The sequence below is a fragment of the Halorubrum lacusprofundi ATCC 49239 genome (assembly GCF_000022205.1).
In the GTDB taxonomy this organism is placed as follows: domain Archaea; phylum Halobacteriota; class Halobacteria; order Halobacteriales; family Haloferacaceae; genus Halorubrum; species Halorubrum lacusprofundi.
The window spans coordinates 1,455,427-1,469,637 of the sequence record NC_012029.1; the positions used below are offsets into that span (position 1 = coordinate 1,455,427).

17 protein-coding genes are annotated in these 14,211 nt (G+C 67.2%); 13 read left to right on the forward strand and 4 right to left on the reverse strand.

Annotation, left to right across the window (positions count from 1 at the left end):
• Positions 1-556: 556 nt before the first annotated feature.
• Complete coding sequence (locus tag HLAC_RS07165) at positions 557-877, reverse strand: DUF5789 family protein (RefSeq protein WP_015910176.1); 321 nt, start codon at positions 875-877, stop codon at positions 557-559.
• A 475-nt stretch (positions 878-1,352) separates the two neighbouring features.
• Here HLAC_RS07165 and HLAC_RS07170 point away from each other — a divergent pair, with 475 nt between their 5' ends.
• The 7 genes from HLAC_RS07170 (at position 1,353) to HLAC_RS07195 (ending at position 6,420) form a co-directional block, all read left to right on the forward strand.
• Positions 1,353-2,165 carry a manganese catalase family protein gene (locus HLAC_RS07170; protein WP_015910177.1) on the forward strand — a complete coding sequence of 271 codons (813 nt, stop codon included), beginning with the start codon at positions 1,353-1,355 and terminating at the stop codon, positions 2,163-2,165.
• A 109-nt stretch (positions 2,166-2,274) separates the two neighbouring features.
• Entirely contained in the window at positions 2,275-2,859 is a 585-nt protein-coding gene (locus HLAC_RS07175) for an Ntn hydrolase family protein (RefSeq protein WP_015910178.1), read from the forward strand.
• Positions 2,860-2,968: 109 nt separating this feature from the next.
• The gene (locus tag HLAC_RS07180) at positions 2,969-3,508 is read left to right on the forward strand and encodes a metal-dependent hydrolase (protein WP_015910179.1); all 540 of its coding nucleotides are present in this window, start codon (positions 2,969-2,971) and stop codon (positions 3,506-3,508) included.
• A gap of 152 nt (positions 3,509-3,660) precedes the next feature.
• A complete protein-coding gene (locus HLAC_RS17760) occupies positions 3,661-3,939 on the forward strand; it encodes a hypothetical protein (protein WP_015910180.1) in 279 nt (92 codons plus the stop codon).
• 46 nt (positions 3,940-3,985) lie between these two features.
• Positions 3,986-4,300 carry a DUF7130 family rubredoxin-like protein gene (locus tag HLAC_RS07185; RefSeq protein WP_015910181.1) on the forward strand — a complete coding sequence of 105 codons (315 nt, stop codon included), beginning with the start codon at positions 3,986-3,988 and terminating at the stop codon, positions 4,298-4,300.
• 263 nt (positions 4,301-4,563) lie between these two features.
• Complete coding sequence (locus HLAC_RS07190) at positions 4,564-5,232, forward strand: helix-turn-helix domain-containing protein (RefSeq protein ID WP_015910182.1); 669 nt, start codon at positions 4,564-4,566, stop codon at positions 5,230-5,232.
• Positions 5,233-5,313: 81 nt separating this feature from the next.
• Complete coding sequence (locus HLAC_RS07195; RefSeq protein WP_015910183.1) at positions 5,314-6,420, forward strand: aldo/keto reductase; 1,107 nt, start codon at positions 5,314-5,316, stop codon at positions 6,418-6,420.
• Positions 6,421-6,522: 102 nt separating this feature from the next.
• On the opposite strand, the gene HLAC_RS19250 is transcribed toward HLAC_RS07195, so the two are convergent.
• The gene (locus tag HLAC_RS19250; protein ID WP_015910184.1) at positions 6,523-6,693 is read right to left on the reverse strand and encodes an HVO_0758 family zinc finger protein; all 171 of its coding nucleotides are present in this window, start codon (positions 6,691-6,693) and stop codon (positions 6,523-6,525) included.
• Between the two features lie 188 nt (positions 6,694-6,881).
• On the opposite strand from HLAC_RS19250, the gene HLAC_RS07200 reads away from it, so the two are divergent.
• From HLAC_RS07200 to dhaM, 6 genes are all read left to right on the forward strand, one after another.
• Positions 6,882-8,066: an MFS transporter gene (locus HLAC_RS07200; protein WP_015910185.1), complete on the forward strand. Its 1,185-nt coding sequence runs from the start codon at positions 6,882-6,884 to the stop codon at positions 8,064-8,066.
• Between the two features lie 59 nt (positions 8,067-8,125).
• The gene (locus tag HLAC_RS07205; RefSeq protein WP_015910186.1) at positions 8,126-9,319 is read left to right on the forward strand and encodes a glycosyltransferase family protein; all 1,194 of its coding nucleotides are present in this window, start codon (positions 8,126-8,128) and stop codon (positions 9,317-9,319) included.
• Positions 9,319-9,882, forward strand: a complete 564-nt coding sequence (locus HLAC_RS07210; protein ID WP_015910187.1) for a DUF7109 family protein — start codon at positions 9,319-9,321, stop codon at positions 9,880-9,882. The genes HLAC_RS07205 and HLAC_RS07210 overlap by 1 nt, the downstream gene beginning before the upstream one ends.
• Positions 9,883-10,015: 133 nt before the next feature.
• Entirely contained in the window at positions 10,016-11,017 is a 1,002-nt protein-coding gene (gene dhaK, locus HLAC_RS07215; RefSeq protein ID WP_015910188.1) for a dihydroxyacetone kinase subunit DhaK, read from the forward strand.
• On the forward strand, positions 11,014-11,772 hold the full coding sequence (gene dhaL / locus HLAC_RS07220) for a dihydroxyacetone kinase subunit DhaL (protein ID WP_015910189.1): 759 nt from the start codon (positions 11,014-11,016) through the stop codon (positions 11,770-11,772). Before dhaK ends, dhaL begins: the two co-directional genes overlap by 4 nt.
• Complete coding sequence (dhaM, locus tag HLAC_RS07225; RefSeq protein WP_015910190.1) at positions 11,772-12,152, forward strand: dihydroxyacetone kinase phosphoryl donor subunit DhaM; 381 nt, start codon at positions 11,772-11,774, stop codon at positions 12,150-12,152. Before dhaL ends, dhaM begins: the two co-directional genes overlap by 1 nt.
• Before the next feature lie 20 nt (positions 12,153-12,172).
• Here dhaM and ptsP read toward each other — a convergent pair whose 3' ends face one another.
• Positions 12,173-13,873 carry a phosphoenolpyruvate--protein phosphotransferase gene (ptsP, locus tag HLAC_RS07230; protein WP_015910191.1) on the reverse strand — a complete coding sequence of 567 codons (1,701 nt, stop codon included), beginning with the start codon at positions 13,871-13,873 and terminating at the stop codon, positions 12,173-12,175.
• On the reverse strand, positions 13,870-14,199 hold the full coding sequence (locus HLAC_RS07235; protein WP_015910192.1) for an HPr family phosphocarrier protein: 330 nt from the start codon (positions 14,197-14,199) through the stop codon (positions 13,870-13,872). The genes ptsP and HLAC_RS07235 overlap by 4 nt, the downstream gene beginning before the upstream one ends.
• Positions 14,200-14,211 lie beyond the last annotated feature (12 nt).

Here is a 14,211-nt window from a genome sequence, read left to right on the forward strand (position 1 = left end):
CAACCGTGTATGGTCCCTCTCGGTCAATACTATCGCCGTCGGGGTCGACGGTGCCGGTGTCGGTACGGTCATCTCGATGATCTGTCTGGCCGCCTGGCTGCTCAACGGGGACCAGCGCTGCTGTTGTTGGGTGCCCCGGCGTCGACTGGTCTCGTTCGCCGATCCGTTCCGGGTTGAGTGGAACTGTCTCCCGCTCTAGGGGTTCGATCGGAACGTCGCTCGCCGCTCACCTGGATCGACTGCGGACCGCCCGGAGCAGTTTCCGGAGGAGGTTGAGGGTGGTAATGACGCTGGACGCGTAGTACGCGAGTTTGAGTAGGCGCTTGATCATGACTCAGCGGAGAGAGGTGTTGGACGAGTATAATCAGGCGGCATGCGAGCGCAAGCCCGTGAAATCGTCTCTCCGTGTACCGGCCACAGCGGTGGGCGTCGATACAGTGCTGAATCCCTTGCCCGCGCGACGAGAGTCACGAGCTGTACGACTGAGCGAACCGCGTGGTCAGGCGGCACACTGGGGATGAGGCAAATTTCGTTTTCGAAGCGGGCGGCCAGCTGCCTACACCGACTCCTCCTCGCTGTCCTCCTCGGCTTCCGTTCTGCCGCCGCGGTCCGAGTAGTTCTTCCGGCCGATCGCGTCGTCACTGACCATCCCGATGATGCTCTGGTGTACGTCGTGGGCGGACTCGTAGGTGGCATCTCCCTGGGATTCTAACACCGTTTGGAGCGTCGCTGTGTCGTCTCCGAGCCCCAGCTCGTGGTCGCCGTACCGCTCCAGTAAGGTCTCCAGATCCATCGGGTACTCCTCGTCTTCAAGCTCGTCTGCGAGCGGACCGAACTCGACACCCTGCTCGCGGCTATCATCGTTCTGATCGGTCATTGGTCTTGTAAAGTCGCGCCAAAGCCATTTACCCTCTGTGCCGGCGCTTGCCGGGTGGGAGCCACGTCCACGTAGGCGGCCTCAGCCAGAACGGCGGGCGCTCAGGCGCGATTCATAGAAAGATGATGCGGAAACCCACCGGGAGGGTGGGTGGACGCCGACGCTCAGGAGACACAATCACGTACGATCGCAGCTTGATGTTCTATTCTTCAGATATATTCTCGTTCGAAACAGCTGGCCGCTGGAGAGTGTTTCTTGATCGACGACGGGAGGGATGTTGCAGTTTGTCGACAGCGATACGGCATTTAAAGGTGTGATCCATAACGCCGGTCACTTATAACTGAATTCTACCCAAAAGCGAGAATTGATCTCGAACAGACGTGGAAAATCGTCGGTTCTGCGGCGGAGGTGTCAAAATCACCCGGCATCCGCAGGCAGGACGCTTTTTTTGAATTCTGACGATCCGTTCAATACCGTGTTCTACCACGACGACCAACTCCAGTTCGAGGTCGAAGTTGAGAATCCCGATCCTCACTTCGCAAAGATGCTTCAGCAGGCCATTGGCGGTGCTGAAGGGGAGATACGTGTCGCCCTACAGTACATGTTTCAGGCCTTCGCAGTCCCGGCCGAGAAACAGGAAATCAGACAGTTCCTGATGGAGACCGCAACGGAAGAGCTCGGTCACATCGAGATGCTCGCGACCGCCGTCGCAAAGAATCTCGAAGGAGCGTCCGAGGACGCTCGCGAGTCCGCCCGTGAAGACCCCATCATCGACGAGATGATGCGCACTGGCCAACCTCGACAGGCGCTCTCGGCAGGGTTGCATGCGATGCCTGTCGACAGTAACGGCGTCCCGTTCACCGGCAACTACGTGGTCGCCTCGGGGAATCTGGCTGCCGACCTGTACGCGAACGTCATGGCCGAATCCACGGGACGCGTGCTCGCCACCCGGCTGTACGAGTTCACAGACGATCCCGGTATGAAAGAGATGCTAGAGTATCTCATCGCTCGAGACACGATGCATCAAAACCAGTGGCACGCCGCGCTAGAGGACCTCGGCGAACATCGTCCCGTCCCGGCGAGTTTCGATCAGGAACAAGAGAATCAGGAGTACAACTACTCGTTCATGTCGACGACCCGTGAGGAACGAGACGACCCGAAACAGCCGTGGACGCAGGGCGAAGCACCTGACGGGAAGGGCGAATTCAGTTACACGCCTCGTCAGCCCGGTGGTGGTGCTCCCGATCTCAAAGCGGTGATTGACGAGATGTACAACGAGGTTCAGTGACCAACTCGCTCACGGGGACTGACTTCCGATATACCGGTGGGTCAGGCTCCGTCTCCCCCGCACACGCAGGCAACGGCATTAATAGACCAGCAGCAGTCCACAATCAACGATGAGTACCGTCGTAGCTGTCGAGACGCCGACAGGGATCGCTATCGCCGGAGACACCCAAGTCGTCGACGGCGAGTCGGTGTCGTCAGATCAGTTCCAACGCGTGTTCGACGTCAGGGGCGTCGGCGTTGGGGTCGTCGGCGAGTCGGGAGCGGTCCAGCAGTTCAGGCAGTGGTTCGACGTTGCGCTTCAAGATCGCGGGTTTGAAGGAGATGATACAATCGATATCGACGCCGTGGCTCGCATCGCAGCCCGGGAGACGGAGAGAGCGGGCGTCGACGCCGTGGTCGGCGCGCACGACGACGACGGGGCAGCGAGCCTTCGACAGATCGCCTCCGACGGGCGCGTACTCGACAGCGGCGTGGCCGCTCTCGGTACCGGGAGCGCCGTCGCCCTCGGGCTGCTGGAGGCACTCGACATGGACGAGGCGGCAAACGATCCCGCCACAGCGGTGCGGAACGTACTGGAGACAGTGATGGAACGGGACGTTGACACCGGTGGCGAGATCGATGTCTGGACCCTCGGGAGCGCCGACCAGGCCGAGCAGGGCGTGCGCCGCTTCGGGGAAGAGGAGGCGGAACGGTGACCGACAGCCGTTCCGCGAGTCGGGGCGGTCTCGCTCCGATACCCGTCGACGTCCCGGCGGCGTCACGCGCCACACGGCACGGGTCAGTCGCCCGGGGGTCATCGCTCGGATGGTAGACGTGACCGGCCACCTGGGTATGGCACTGCTCTGGCTCGCGCCGGCGTGGTTCCTTCTCGACTATCGGAAAACGGCGTGGACGTTCGTCGTATCAGGCGTTCTCTTCGGGATGTTGCCGGATATCGACCTCGTCCTCGAGGGGATTTTCCCGACTGTCAAGCACCACGGGGTGTTTCACACCATACTCGCGGTGACGCTCATCGCCGCGGTCATCGGCCCCGTCGTCGGGAAAGTCGTCGAGGCGATCGCCGGTGGCACGGACTGGCTGTCCCCCGAAGCGGCGGCCCGCAGCGTCCGGTTCGGCTTCCTGGCGGTCTGGATCCCCGGACTCGCCCACGTCTTCGCGGATATGCTCTCGGCGCCGGACCTCGCCGATTCCATCGAACCGCTCTGGCCGATCTACCAGGGCTCAATCGGTGTCGATCTCGTCTGGTACAACAACCCTGTAGTCAATTTGGGGCTCCTCGTCGCCGGCGTCGTCGTCAACGTTGGGTTGTACCTGTACACCGGCGATCGGTCACCCACAGAGTGAACGGGACCGACGCCGCGGTCGAATGCGACCACTCGCACGGGCGCGGCGACGGCCGCGTTCGGCCGGGCTGAACTGTTCACGGGGTGAATCCACGAAGAAGAACTTGCGGACGCAAGCCCGAATCTATTATCCGCTGATTCCGTAGCTGTACCGTGATAAAATCGAGACTCGGCCGACGGACGTTACAGAAGCTGGGAATCGTATCGACCCTGCTAGATGCCGTTTCGGCGTTCGCCCGCCGGGATGTCCGGACGGGGCTCCTCTTGCTCGGTGCGGCCATCGTATCGATATGGGTGCCGGGGTTGGGTGTGGTCGCCTCCGTCCTCACCCGACTCTACCGGAAATTCCGGCGAGGCCGCCGTCTGGCCCTCGGAGGGACCGAACTGATCGAACAGGGCGTGTTCCGCTCCGAGATGGAGGCGAAACGGTGACCCACCGTGTCTCCCGGACCGGGCGGCTACCAAGGAGGGATCGAACATGAGTAAGGATGTGGGGGCAGACCCGGATGACGAGCCCATCACTCCCGGCGAGACGGTGTACGACGAGGACGGACAGGTCCTCGGACAGGTCAGCGGGTACACCACCGACGGGTTCGAGGTCAAGATCGGAGAGGGCGGCTCAGCCAGCGGGGACGACGCAGAGACCATCCCGGGACAGGAGTTCGGCGAGGGGTACCTGATGTGGCGCTGTTCGGAGTGCGGCGAGATGGGCGACCTCGGGAGCGGGATGCCGGACACGTGTCCGGAGTGTGGTGCGCCAGAGGAGTCGATCTACGCGGTCGAAGAGGACTGACCGCAGTACAACTCCCTGGCAACGGCCCCGACGAAGAGGTGTGCAAATACCCGGACAGGGTCGCGCAACGACCGGCGCGCTGCTGGTCCCCCTGTCTGGCTGATATCGGATGGAAATATCCAGCTAATCCACGGGAAGTCTCGGGGACAACTCCCGAGGCGGTGCACTGGAACTCGTAACGCCGAGTTATTGTACCAATACCGAGATGTAACTGTGAACTATTATCTCGTTTTAATATGTAGTCCGACAAGTGATCGACCACCATGGTCACGCTACTGTCCGCTGCTCTTCCCCATGAGAAGTTCGTTCTCGCGGAGACCCTATCGTCGGTTCCGAACGCGAGCTTCGAGGTCGAAGGGGTGGTTGAGACGTGCGAGACCAGCGTGATGCCCCTTATCTGGGCGAGCGCCGCCGATCACGAGCATCTCGATACGGCTCTCTTGGATGATCCCACGACAGAGGAGGTCGAGTTGCTCTCGGATCACGCCGATCGGTGGTTGTATCGGATGAAATGGGTCAACAACGTCCAGAGCCTGCTTGAGACGCTCGTGACGAATCAGGCAACGATCCTGACGGCGATAACGAGCGACGGACGCTGGATCGTTCGGCTCATGTTCCCGACTCACGACGGCGTGAGCGAAACGATGGCCCACTGTAAGGAGCACGACATCGACCTGGAGATGATCTCGATCTGCGAGATGAACGATCAACCAGCGGGCCGGTATGGACTCACCGGTGCGCAGTTTGAGGCGTTGGCGACTGCCTGGGAGCAGGGGTTCTACACGGTTCCCCGCGAGGTCGAACTCGTCGACATCGCTGCGGATCTGGGCATCTCTCATCAGGCGCTCTCCGAACGGTTACGACGGGGTATCGACGCCCTCATTCAGGACACGCTGATGGTCGACGATGAACCAGCCGAACTCATCAGGTGACCTTCCCCCACGAGCAATATCGGGAGCTGTGAAGCGACTTCCCGCGCGACTTTTACCTGCGAGACGACTATCCGGGCGCATATGGCGACCCGCGAGGCTCTCTGGAACTACCGCGACGAGTTCGGCGACGCCTTCGGGCGCACCTACTTCCGACGGTTCGGCCCGGGCGTAGCCTCCAGTATCGGGCTCGGCACCTACCTCGGCGATCCGATTCCCGCCGTCGACGACGCCTCCCGCGAGGCGATCGATCTTGCGCTCCGTTCCGGCGTGAACCACGTCGACACCGCGGTCAACTACCGGTGCGGGCGCGCCGAACGCGTCGTCGGCGAGGCGGTTCGGAACTCCCCGATCGACCGCGACGCGGTCGTGGTAGCGACCAAGGGCGGATTCCTCCCGTTCGACGGCGAGCGCCCCGATGACCCCGCCGCGTACGTACGCGAGCGATTCATCGAGCCGGAAATCGTCGCACCCGACGACCTCGCGAACGGGGCGCACGCGATCGCGCCCGACTACCTGGAGTGGTCGCTCGACCGCTCGCTGAACCGACTCGGTCTCGATACGGTCGACTGTTACTACGTCCACAACCCGGAGACGCAGCTGGTGACGCGCTCTCGGGAGGCGGTGTACGACCAGTTAGAGACGGCCTTCGAAGCCTTGGAGCGTCGGCGCACCGCGGGCGACATCGGGGCCTACGGCGTCGCGACGTGGCACGCGTTCCGGGTCGCCGAGGACGACGAGCGATACCTCTCGCTCGCGGAGGTCCTCGCGCGGGCCGAGGCTGCCGGCGAGGCGGTCGGCCCCGACGACGACCACGGGTTCGGGGCGATACAGCTCCCCTTCAACGTCGCGATGGCGGACGCGTTCACGCGGCGGAATCAGCGCTCGCCCGGAGATGACTCGGAACCGGTCTCCACGTTAGAACTCGCTCACGAGGCCGGGCTCTCCGTGGTGACGAGCGCGAGCATCGGGCAGGGCGACCTCGCCGTCGAGGGGGCGATCCCGGCCGACATCGACGCAACCCTCGCGGGCGAGACCCCGGCGCAGCGCGCGCTCAACTTCGCACGGAGCGCGCCGGGGGTCACCTCTTCGCTCGTCGGCACGAGCGACCTCGATCACGTTCGCGAGAACGTCGCCGCCGGGACGTTCGACCCTCTCGGCGCGTCGGCGTTCGACGCGGTGTTCGAGTAGTGCGAGAGGGGAAGTGAGGGAGAGAACGGAAACACGGGAGAGAAACGCGGGGACACGATGACGTTGATTCCGGTGACGGTGCGGTCGAGTTCGGAGAACGGATCAGCGCAGCTCTTTAAAAGTGGCCCCGCACTCGGGGCAGACGCGGACGGAGAACACTTCGTCCGGATCGTTCTTCTTTTTCAGGACCTTCTCGCAGTCGGCGCAGTTCAGCCGCTCGTAGGTGTCCTTGAACAGGTCGCCGTCGCGAAGCCCCTTCCGCGTCGATTTCATGCCTCAAAGTTGATCGCGTGACGGTATAAAAACCCCGTACGACGCGAGTCGGACGACGCGGGCCGGAGACTGCGAGTCGGACGACGCGGGCCGGAGACTGCGAGTCAGACGACGCCGACGAGTGACTCCGCACCGATCGGGCGGATCGCTTTCGCAACTCTTGTCTCCCGCCGCCGACAACCCCGCCCGTGTCACGGAGCCGGCTGTTTGGATCACTGTGTGCGATCGTCTTTCTCGTCAACTTCGCGCGGGTGGTGTTCGCGCCGCTCATCGGCGAGTTCATCAGCGAGTTCGCGATCGGCGAGGGGACGGCGGGACTGATCGTCACGCTCGCGTGGCTCGGCTCGGCCGCGCCGCGGCTCCCGGCGGGCTGGGCGCTCACGCGCTTCTCCCGGCAGTACGTGGTTCTCGTCTCCGGAGCGATGCTGACAGTCGGTGCGCTCGGCGTCGCGCTGGCGCCGGGCGTCCCGACGCTGATGGCCGCCGCGTTCGCGATCGGCTTGGCGTCCGGCGTCTACTTCGTCGCCGCCAACCCGTTCATCGCGGAGCTGTTCCCGACTCGGGTCGGGCGCGTGATGGGTGTCCACGGAATGGCGAGCCAGCTCGCCGCAGTCGCCGCCGCGCCGGTCGTCACGGTCGCGCTCTGGTACGACTGGCGGCTCGCCTTCTACGGGCTCGCGCTCGCCTCGGCCGCCTCCACCGTCGTCTTCGTCGCCTTGGCCCGCCGGACGGACCTCCCGGACGCAGGCGCGGGCGACACCGATTTCCTCGCCGGCGCGCTCTCGGAGTGGAAGCTGATTCTGGCGGGCGTCGTGTTGATGGGACTCACGAGCTTCGTTTGGCAAGGACTCTTCAACTTCTACGAGCTGTACATGGTCGATAAGGGGCTCCCGCCCGCGGCGGCGCGGAACCTGCTGACGGTGATCTTCGCCGCGGGCGTCCCGGCGTTTCTCATCTCCGGCGACCTCGCCGACCGGCTCCCGCACGTCCCATACCTACTCGGGATCGTGTCTGTGTTCCTCGTCGGCGTCGTCCTCGTGGTCGTTTCCTCGGGGCTGGCCGCTGTCGTCGCCGCGAGCGTCGTCGTCGGCTTCGCCATCCACATGCTGTTTCCCGCCGGCGACACCTACCTGCTCGCGTCGCTGCCGGACGGGTCCCGAGCGTCGGCGTACGCCGTCTTCTCCGCCGGGATGATGACGACGCAGGCGGCCGGCTCGTGGGTCGTCGGCGAGGCGATAGAGGCCGGCGCCGGCTACGACGCGGTTTTTCTCTCCCTCGCCGGGGGACTCGCCCTCGTCGTCGTCGCCTACGCGGTGCTTGAGTACGCCGGGCGCGTTCCGGGCGGCGCCGCGGGCACGGAGCACGCGGCCTGACCGGCACGGGAGCACGGGTATCGCACCTATTTAGGGCGTCCCGTCCGTGGAACGAACAAATGGAGTACGTACAAGAGCGCGTGACCACGCTGCACGCGTTGACCGACCACCGGCCGGACGCCCCGACCGGCCGGGCGGCGGTCGTCGTGCCGATGACGGAACGCGAGTACGGGACGCTCGCGGCCGATCGGGTCCTGACGGCGCTGGAGTCGGTCGATCCCGCCCGCGTCGTCGTCCCCCTCCGTGCCCCCGCCGAGCGCGTCGGCCCCTTCGCCGACTGGCTCGACGGCTTCGACGTGGACGTGGAGCCCCTCTGGTGTGGCGGCCCGCGGCTCACGGAGCTGCTCGCGACTCGCGGACTCGACGGGGACCGCGGAAAGGGTCGAGACGTGTGGCTCGGGCTCGGCCGCGCCTTAGAGGAGGAGTTCGTCGTCGTCCACGACGCCGACACGAAGACGTACTCGCCCGCCTTTGTCACCCGGCTGCTGTTCCCGCTCGCGCGCGGCCACGACTTCTCGAAGGGGTACTACGCCCGCGTCGAAGACGGATCGCTGTACGGGCGGCTGTTCCGGCTGTTCTTCCGGCCGCTGGTCCGCGCGCTCGCCGACGCGACCGAGCGCCGCGAGCCCGGCATCTTGGAGTACCTCGACGCGTTCCGCTACGCGCTTGCCGGGGAGTTCGCGGCGACGACCGACCTCGTCTCCAGACTTCGCATCCAGCGCGGCTGGGGGCTGGAGGTCGGGACGCTCGGCGAGGCGTTCGCGCACGCCGGCTTCGCGGGGAGCGCGCAGGTCGATCTGGGGCGGTACGAGCACGACCACCGCTCCGTCGACGGGCCGACCGGGCTCGCCGACATGAGCCGGGCGGTCGGCGAGGCGACCCTGCGCGCGGTCGAGGGCGCCGGCGTCGAGATCGAGTACGACACGCTCGCCGACCGCTACCGCGAGGCGGCCGACGGGCTGATCCGCGGCTACGAGACGGACGCCGCGTTCAACGGCCTCGACTACGACCGCGGGGCCGAACGCGAGCAGGTGGCGACGTACGCCGACGCCCTCGGCAAGCCAGAGCCGGACACCCGCTTGCCGGCGTGGCGAGACGCGCCCGTCACGCCCGCCGAAGTCGGCGACGCGGCGCGAGCCGACCTCGCGGTGGCGCGGGATAAGGGGTCGAGGCGAACAGACCGGAACCCGGGGAAGGCCAACCGCCAGCGGCCCGCGGACCCGAGCGCCGACGCCGCGCCGGGGGAGGATTGATGACGGGCACACCCAGCGTCGCCGCCCGCGACGACCTCGCCGGCGTCGTCGACCTGTTCGAGTGGCTCACCCGCGCCGAGCTGTCGCGGGCGCTCTCGGAGCTCGCTTTTAAACAGCGCGCCGAGGTCGACGACGAGGCCATCGCCGCCGCTATCGACGTCGCGGTCGCGGAGTACGCGCTCGTTCCCGCGCCGCCCGCGGCGCTCTCGGAGGCGGGAGTGGGCGGTGACCGAGCGACGGACCCCGCCGACCCCGCCGGCGGGACCGACGGGACCGACGCCGACGCGGTCGCGCTCGCGGTCGGCCCGGCGGCGTTCCCCTCGCTGCCGGCGGACGCCGAAGACCTCCCGCACATCCTCGACGTGCCGGAGCGCGACGTGGACCGGGAGACGCTCTCGGAGGCGGTGCTGGAGCGGCTGTCCGCGGACGCGGTCGCCGCGATCGAGGCGGGCGACGCGGAGCGGCTGGAGATCCTCGCCGACGTGACCTACGACATCGAGGCGTGGGCGTCCGTCGACGCCGGGGCGATACGCGAGCGGATCGTGGCCGAACTGGACGGGTAGGCGGTTCTGCGGGCGACTCGCACACCGCCGAGTATCCCCAGCGACCGACCGAACCGGAGCCGTCTCGCTGATGATCGCCGGACCCCCCCAGAGCATATCTTTAATGGCGCGGAGAGTGTCATTGACGGTGATTATGAAGAAGCTGATCAACGATCCGGACGACGTCGTCGACGAGATGCTCGACGGGATGACCGCGGCGTACCCGGACCGGCTCCGACGGCTCCCCGACACGCAGGTCGTCGTTCGGAACGACGCACCGGTAGCGGGGAAGGTCGCGCTCGTGACGGGCGGCGGGAGCGGGCACGAGCCGACCCACGCGGGCTACATCGGCGACGGCATGCTCGACGGGGCGGCCGCGGGCGACGTGTTCTCCTCGCCGACCGCCGACGAGTTCGAGGAACTGATCGAAGCCTGCGACGCGGGCGACGGCATCCTCGCGATCATCAAGAACTACGAGGGCGACGTGATGAACTTCGAGACCGCTATCGAACTCGCCGAGATGGAGGGTGTCGAGGTCGAGAGCGTCGTGGTCGACGACGACGTGGCCGTCGAGGACTCGCTGTACACCTCCGGCCGGCGCGGCGTCTGCGGGACGATCCTCGTCCACAAGGCCGCCGGCGCGAAGGCCGCACAGGGCGCCGATCTCTCGGAGGTCAAGCGCGTCGCGGAGAAGGTAGTCGACAACGTCGGGACCATGGGCACCGCGCTCACCTCGTGTGTCACCCCCGAGAAAGGCGAGCCTACCTTCGATCTGGGCGACGACGAGATCGAACTGGGGATCGGGATCCACGGCGAGCCCGGCACCGAGCGCACGGAGATGATGAGCGCCGACGAGATCACCGACGCGCTGACCGAGGCCATCCTCGACGACCTCGATCTCGGCGCCGGACAGGAGGTGCTCACGGTCGTCAACGGGATGGGCGGGACCCCGCAGATGGAGCTGTTCGTCGTCAATCGTCGGCTCCAGGAGCTGCTGGGTGAGCGCGAGGTGGAGACCTGGGATTCGTGGGTCGGCGACTACATGACCTCGCTCGATATGGCGGGCGCGTCGATCACCGTCTGCGCCGTCGACGACGAGCTGAAGGAGCTGCTCGGCGCGCCGGCCGACACCCCCGCGCTCTCCCGGATCCAATGAGCGGGAACGAATCGGACGGAGACGGGGGCGTGTCGGACGACCACGGGGTCGCCGTCGTCGCGGCAGTCGAGGCGATCGCGGAACGCATCGAGGCGGAGCGCGACTACCTGACGGAGCTGGACTCCGCCATCGGCGACGCGGACCACGGCGGCAACATGGCGCGAGGGTGGGCCGCGGCGACCGAGGCCGCGCGCGACCTCGACGATCCGGACCCCGAGACGGTCTGTAAGACGGTCGGCAAGACGCTCATGGCCGAGGTCGGCGGGGCGTCGGGCCCCCTGTTCGGCGGGTCGCTCGTGTTCGCGAGCGCCGAGCTCGACGACGGGCTCACCGCCGAGAGCGCGGTCGCGTTCGCCGAGACCTACTTAACCAAGGTCGAGGAACGCGGCGACGCTCGGGTGGGCGATCAGACGATAGTCGACGCGCTCACGCCGACGGTCCACACGTTCAAGAAATCGATCGAGACGGACGACCTCCCGCCGCTCGAAGCGCTGGCGAAGGCGGTCGACGCGGCCGAGCGCGGCGTCGCGTTCACGGTCCCGATCCGGGCCCGGAAGGGCCGCGCCTCCTACCTCGGCTGGCGGTCGGTCGGCCACCAGGACCCCGGCGCGACGAGCGTGCTGTACATCCTCGAGGAGCTGCTCGCGACGGCCGCCGACGCCCTCGACGCTGAGATCCCCGACGTCGACGCGACCTCGCCGACGATTCCGGACGAGGCGACCGAGGACGACAGCGCGACGACGGAGGACGACTGATGGTCGGGCTCGTCGTCGTCTCCCACAGCGAGCGGGCGGCCGAGGGGATCGTCGAAGTCGCCGCCGAGATGGCCGGCACCACCCGCATCGAGCCCGTCGGCGGCGACGGACGGGGCGGGATCGGCACCGTCCCGGACGCGATCGAAGACGCGATCGACGCCGCCGACGACGGCGAGGGGGTCGTCGTCCTCGTCGATCTGGGTAGCGCCGTGATGAACGCCGACGTGGCCGTCGAGATGAGCGACGCGGAGGCCGTCATCGCCGACGCACCCGTGCTGGAAGGCGCGGTCAACGCGGCCGTCGCCGCCACCGACCCGTCCGCCACGCTCGACTCGGTCCGCGAGCAGGCCGAGGCGGCCCGTGGGATGAAGAAGCTCTGAGGCGGGAGAGCGGCGTTCGTTCACTCCCCGTCGAGGCCGAGCGCGTCTCGAACCTCGGCCCGCGTCTCGCAGGCGAGCGCCTCGTCGGCGAGAGCGCGCGCCGCGTCCGAGTCGATCTCTCGAATTCGCTGTTTCACCGCCGGTACGGTCACTGCGCTCATGCTGAGTTCGTCGAGGCCGAGCCCGACGAGCAGCTCCGTGAGCGCCGGGTCACCGGCCATCTCGCCGCACATTCCGACCCACGCGTCGGTCCCGGCCGCAGCCGACGCGGTGCGATCGATCGCACGCACCACCGCAGGATGAAGGGGGTCGTGGTACGCGGCGACGCCGTCGTTCTCGCGGTCGGCCGCCATCACGTACTGCGTGAGGTCGTTCGTCCCGATACTCAGGAAGTCGAGCCGCTCGGCGAGTCGGTCCGCGAGGAAGACCGCGGCCGGCGTCTCGACCATCGCGCCCAACTCGGGGACCGCGTGGTCGATCCCCTCGGCAGCGAGGTCGGCTGCGACCGACTCGACCGCCGAGACCGCGGCCTCGACCTCCTCGATCCGGGAGACGAGCGGGAACATCACCGCGATCCCCTCGCCGTGCTCGTGGGCCGCCGCGCGCAACAGCGCCCGGAGCTGCGTCTCGAACAGGTCGCGGTGCTCGTCAAGCGAGAGCCGGATCCCCCGCCGCCCGAGGAACGGGTTCGACTCGTCCGGCAGATCGAGGTACGGCACCTGCTTGTCGCCGCCGACATCGAGGGTCCGGACGACGACTCGCCCGTCGGGGAACGCCGACAGCGCGGCCGTCACGGCCTCGTACTGCTCCGCTTCGGTCGGAGGGGTCTCGCGGTCGTAAAAGAGGAACTCCGTCCGGAACAGCCCGATCCCGTCGGCGCCGCGCTCGGCGGCCGGAGCGATCTCCGCCTCGCTTCCGACGTTCGCCGCCACTTCAATCGGTCGGCCGTCGGCGGTCGAGACGCGCTCGGGCACCGCCGCCGCCGCATCCGCGTCGGCTCCTTCGCGGGCCGCCGCGTCGGGGTCGACGACGACTCGTCCGTCCGTTCCGTCGACGAGCAGTTCGGTGCCGTCCTCGATCTCGCGAAGCGACTCGCCGACTCCGACGACCGCCGGGATCGACAGCGACCGCGCGATGATCGCGGCGTGAGCAGTTCGGCCGCCCGCGACAGTCGCGATCCCGGCGACCCCGTCTGGATCCAGTTCCGCGGTGTCGCTCGGGGTGAGCCGCTCGGCGAGCACCACGGTCCCCGCTGGGAGGTCGCCGAGGTCGGTGGCAGCGTCGGTATTTAAAAGGATACGGAGCAGGCGGTCCCGCACGTCTCGCAGGTCGTCGGCGCGCTCGGCCATCTTCCCATCGAGCGCCTCGAACTGCTCGATCGCGGCCGCGAACCGGTCGCTTACGGCGTGTTCGGCCGGCGTCCCGCTCTCGATGGCCGCCTCGATGTCCTCGACGAGCTCCGGATCGTCGAGGAACTGCTCGTGGGCCTCGAACACCGCCGCCTCCTCCTCGCCGACGCGCTCGGCTGCTCGGTCGCGGGCACTCCGGATCGCCTCGCGGGCCGCGTCGCGAGCGTTCTCGAATCGTGCCAGCTCGGCGTCGACGTCGACGGCGGACGGATCGGGCCGGTCGGGGAGCGTCAGGCTGGCTTCGGGACGGTGCCAGTGTGCTGTGCCGACGCCCGACAAGGGCGTGCTTCCGACGCCGGTGAGCGTCCTCACGTCGGGTCACCGCCGTCGTCGGCGCTCTCGGTGTCGTCGCTCTCACTTTCTTTCCCCTCTTCGACCTCGCTCGTCAGTAGGTCACAGACCGCGTCGAGCGCGTCGGCCGCCTCCGCGCCCTCGGCGACGACGCGGACCGACTCGCCGTGGCCCACGTTCAGCCCGCTCACCGAGAGCATGCTGTCGGCGCGGACGAGCCCGTCGTCGCCGTCGTTCGCGCGACCGATCGACACGTCCGCATCGAACCGATTCGCCGTCTGCACTAGCTTCGAGGCCGGCCGCGCGTGGAGGCCCGCCTCCGGCACCACCGTTACGGTACGTTCCATGAGGTCAGATAA